This is a genomic window from Streptomyces sp. NPDC058525 (assembly GCF_042719495.1).
Lineage (GTDB): Bacteria > Actinomycetota > Actinomycetes > Streptomycetales > Streptomycetaceae > Streptomyces.
In genome coordinates this window covers 1-4050 of the sequence record NZ_JBHXNP010000202.1, presented here as the reverse complement: position 1 = coordinate 4050, position 4050 = coordinate 1, and the positions used below count along the sequence as shown (strand labels likewise).

The 4050-nt window shown below is 72.1% G+C and carries 2 protein-coding genes and 2 pseudogenes; all 4 read right to left on the bottom strand.

Going from position 1 to position 4050, the window contains the following annotated elements:
• Nucleotides 1-390 precede the first annotated feature (390 nt).
• A pseudogene (locus ACFWP3_RS41650) lies at nucleotides 391-456 on the bottom strand (transposase); the annotation flags it as partial.
• Between the two features lie 1700 nt (nucleotides 457-2156).
• Nucleotides 2157-2366, bottom strand: a complete 210-nt coding sequence (locus ACFWP3_RS41645; RefSeq protein ID WP_384232152.1) for a hypothetical protein — start codon at nucleotides 2364-2366, stop codon at nucleotides 2157-2159.
• Nucleotides 2367-2957: 591 nt separating this feature from the next.
• Nucleotides 2958-3305: a helix-turn-helix domain-containing protein gene (locus ACFWP3_RS41640; RefSeq protein ID WP_384232153.1), complete on the bottom strand. Its 348-nt coding sequence runs from the start codon at nucleotides 3303-3305 to the stop codon at nucleotides 2958-2960.
• Between the two features lie 37 nt (nucleotides 3306-3342).
• Nucleotides 3343-4050, bottom strand: a pseudogene (locus ACFWP3_RS41635) (TSUP family transporter); the annotation flags it as partial.

Below are 4050 nucleotides of genomic sequence, written 5' to 3'. Positions count from 1 at the left end.
TTTTGTTTATAAGAGACTGGTTGGGTCCGCTACACCCCCGGCCGGGTGCAGCCGCCTCCAGCGGCTGCACCGGGCCCTGGCATGTCCTTGCAGCGCTTCCCACCAACGAAGCGTCAGGACCTCCATCAGACCCTCGATGAACCGCTGCCTCGAGCCAGCGCGCTACTGGTCAGTGAGCTCGTCCAGGCGCGGCGGGCTTCCTTCAGTGCAAGTCCCTGAGCAGCGCCGGGCCCCGTACGGGCGGGCGGCACCCGGAGCATCCTGTCAGCGTCCGGCTCCGTCCGGAGCGGGACTTCCAAGGCCGTGTTGCGCCCTGTCACGGCACCGCGCCGGCCGCTACCGGCCCGGCCTGACCGCACCGGCGGCGGCCCAGCGGGCCATGAACCCTCAGACCGTGCGCCAGGGCGGGAAGTTAGCGGACAGCGACCGCCACTTGCAGCCGGTGTCCACGACGCCATCGCCGCGCTCCGGCACACCACCCCGCCTTCGCCTCCACCGGCGGGGCCCTGGCCCGCGCCGCCGCTGCCGAAGCCGCCCCGGCCGCCGGGGCGGAAGAACAGCGCCGTACCCCGGCGCAGTGCGACTGGCTCCGGCAGCTGGGGGATCACCGCGTCCGAGGAACTGCTGCCGGTCTTGCGGAACACGGCTCGTTGACCTCGGCGGCTTCATCCACGCCGTACGCGCCCGGCTGATCCTCCTCACCACCGAAGGCGCGGCCACCGACTGACCGCTGCGGCGAGGGCCGCCGATCCCCACCCACAGGTACCGGATCCCCACCGGTGGCGGACCGGTGTCCCGGACACCACGCAAGCGCACGCACCGTGCGGGCCGGAAGCCCGCACGGCCCGTGCGCGCGCGGTCGTTCAGGCGGCTGACCGGCGCGGGGCCGCAGCGTGGTTCCGCGCGGCGCAGCCGCAGCTGGGGCTGTAGCAAAGCCGCTTGTCGCCGGCGGACCGGCGGCCCTGGGCAAGGAGTTCCAGGCCGAGCGGAACCTGCTGTGCGGCGGCCGCCCCGTTCGGGGTGAGCACGAGGGCTGAGATGGCCGACTCCTCGGGATTTCGGGGGGGGGGAGGCCCGGTCGGGCGACCACCCCCATCGTGCGGGCGGCCCGGCCCACGCACCGTCCTCCGGACGGTCCGCACCAGGACGCCAGCCGCGCTCACCGCCCCTGGCGCGGCTGTGGCCGGTGCGCGGGATCATCGTGCGGGTAGCGCCGTGCCGGTAGCGGAGATCGGCGATCTGTACCAGGCCGCCGCCCGCCAGAACGTGGTCGCCGACCGGAGTTCGTGGGGCGGGCAGTCCGCCGGCGCCGTGCCCGCCGGGATCCGCACCAGTTCGTCCGCGCGGGCGGCGCGCTCACGCTCCCGTGTCGGCTCTCACACGTCAGTGCGGGCGATCCGCTGAAACCCGCGCGTGTCCGCCGGCCCTGGGAGCGGGCGGCGGAGCCGAACAGACTCACACCTGCCCGCGTCCGGCACGGGTTCAGGAACCTGCACGTGAAGACAGGCACGCCAGCCCGTGCACCGAAACCCACTCGGCCCGGTCCCGACCAACCACTCGGATCTGAGAACAAGCAGCCCGCCACTTGCTACGACGTCGGACGAGTCCTCGCTACCGTCGAGTCCTACACCCGACCCGCACGCCACAACGTCGGCACCAAACCCCGCAGGACAGGCTGACAAGCGACATCGAGCATCAGCACACTGAGCACATGCGATACGAGGAGAACGCAAAGCTCACCGCCGCGAGCCCTGGTCCCGGTGGCCCTCTTCGCCGCCTCACCAGTGCTGCTGATAGCCGGAGCTCCGGTCCGTCGCCGATACCTCCGCTACGTCTACCGGGATGAGGCCCCGCTGACCCTGGACGAGCAGCAGGGCCGAATTAGTGTCCACTGGTCCACTGGTTCGTGGTCACCAGCCCTCTTCTCGCATGGTTCTGCTGGCCCACAGAGTCGATCGCCCGACTCATCTCGCGCCGAGGTTAAACGCGTTTAACGTCTCCGCAGGACGCAACGCCGCTGAGGAGGCGATCGACCGGGCCGATCGGCATACTCACCGCCGACAGAAGGTTCCCCTGAGCCGACACAGCGGCCGGGCCGGCGAAACGCCCCGCTCAGCGCACCCGCCGCCCCGGCCTGCCAATCGGGATTCAGGCTTTCAGCGGGTTGCGCGGATCGGGGGCCTTGCCATCCCGACGGCCGCGCAGGGGGTCCAGCAGAAGCGCTTGCCGTCCGCCAACGGGCCCCTCCGGTGTTCCGTCGCGGGCAGCAGCTCCAGAAGGAGTGCCTGCCAGGTCGGGGCGAAGCCGGCCGTGCTGGCGCTGCTCGCGGTGCTCGCGGTGCTCGCGGCAAGGACTGTGTCTTCCATGAGAGATCCTCCGATCAGGAGTAGATGGAAACTTGCGTATGACCAGCATCACAACGCACATAGGTTTCGGTGTCACACGATCGGACGACCGGACCGGACGATGCACACTCCCAAAAGCCCCTGCGAGCCAGCCCACGCGCGGGCCCCACTGCTGCGGAGCCAGGCCGGAGCACGGGACGGACGGGCAGCGATGCCAACGGTCCAGGACGGGCCGGCCCGATGATCACAGAAGAGGCGGAACCGGGGAAACACCGATCAAGTTCGAATCCCGTTCGACGGCGGGCGTCAAACGGCAAGCTCAGCCGCGCGCGACCGCCGTCCTGTTCGGGGTCAGCGCCCCGCAGCGGATGCCACCTCCGACATGCCAGTCCAGTACCGGGCCGACCGCGTCCCCGCGCTCGGCGCATCAGGCCACCGGGACGACACCGCCGCAGTCGTGCCGCCGGCACACGCAGTCCCCGCCCGCCCCGGCGTACGGGACCCCGTGGCGAACCGCTCCGCCCGCCGGCTTCTCCGAAGCAGTGCCCCGCAGGCGGGCAGGCCACCCAAGCGTGATCCGCAAGCCGCCCGACCCCGAGCGGAACCGCTCGGTCACCCGGGGACCTCTCCCAGCACCGCGAGCGGGCCCGCGCCAGGCGCGGTCAGCAGGGACACCACACGGTGAGGGCCGGACTGGATCTCGACCTGCGCGGCAACGTCCCCGAGAGTCACCCGGGTGACGATGCCCGGCATGGCATTGCGGGCCGAGGTCGTCGCCTGCGACTCCGCCGCGTTCTCCTTCGCGAGCCTCACACAGAACGCGGCCAGCGCCGGGCCCGGGATCAGGCGCCTACTGCCCTGCCTTGCGGAGGGAAACCGGCCCGCGTCCGCCCAGCGGCGGGCCGTGTCACCGCTTACGCCGAACAGCTCGGCGGCCTCGCTGACCGTGTAGTAGTGCAGACCCTCCACCCTAGACCGGGCAGGCAGAACACCCCGGTCAGGTCAGGCCCTGGACGACGTAGAGGGCGCCGATGGAGGCGGCCAGGGTGCCCAGCAGCAGGCGCAGGAGGGTCTCGGGAGGCGGGGCTGGAGGCGGGCACCGAGGTAGCCGCCGATCAGACCGCCGGTGCCGCAGGCCAAACCCAGCCACCAGTCGGGGGCGACAGCGCCCTCACCCATCATGGCCAGCAGCGTGTATGCGGCGGCACCGGCGACCGAGGTGGTGAACGTCGCGGCGAGCGTCGCCGGCGCGATACGCGCCAGGGGCATGCCGCGCGCGGCGAGGACCGGGCCGAGGAGGGAGCCGCCGCCGATCCCGTAGATACCCCCGATGACACCGACGCCGAGGGCGAGGCCGCCGAGCGCCGCCGGGGACGGCTCGGCCACGTTGTGATGCGGCCGGTGACGGGCGGGGCGCAGGGTGCGCCAGCACAGCCCGGTCCTCAGCGGCCGGAGCAGGGCGGCGACGAGGATCCGGAACACGCCGGGGCCCGGGAGGGCGAAGACACGGATCGCGGCACCGACGAAGACTCCGGGCAGGGTCCAAAGGACCAGGCGCCGGGCCAGACCGCCGCGCTGAGCGCCGGTACGGCGGTAGCGCCTCGGCTCTCGGCCCGGCGACCACGTTGAAGAGGAGGTTCGTCGGGGTGACGGCCGGGCTGGGCACGCCGAGCACGCTGATCTGGACCGGGAGGAGGAAGACCGC

Coding starts and splice junctions, on each gene's coding strand:
- ACFWP3_RS41645 (WP_384232152.1), bottom strand. CDS start 2,366: ATGGAAGACACAGTCCTTGCCGCGAGCACCGCGAGCACCGCGAGCAGC.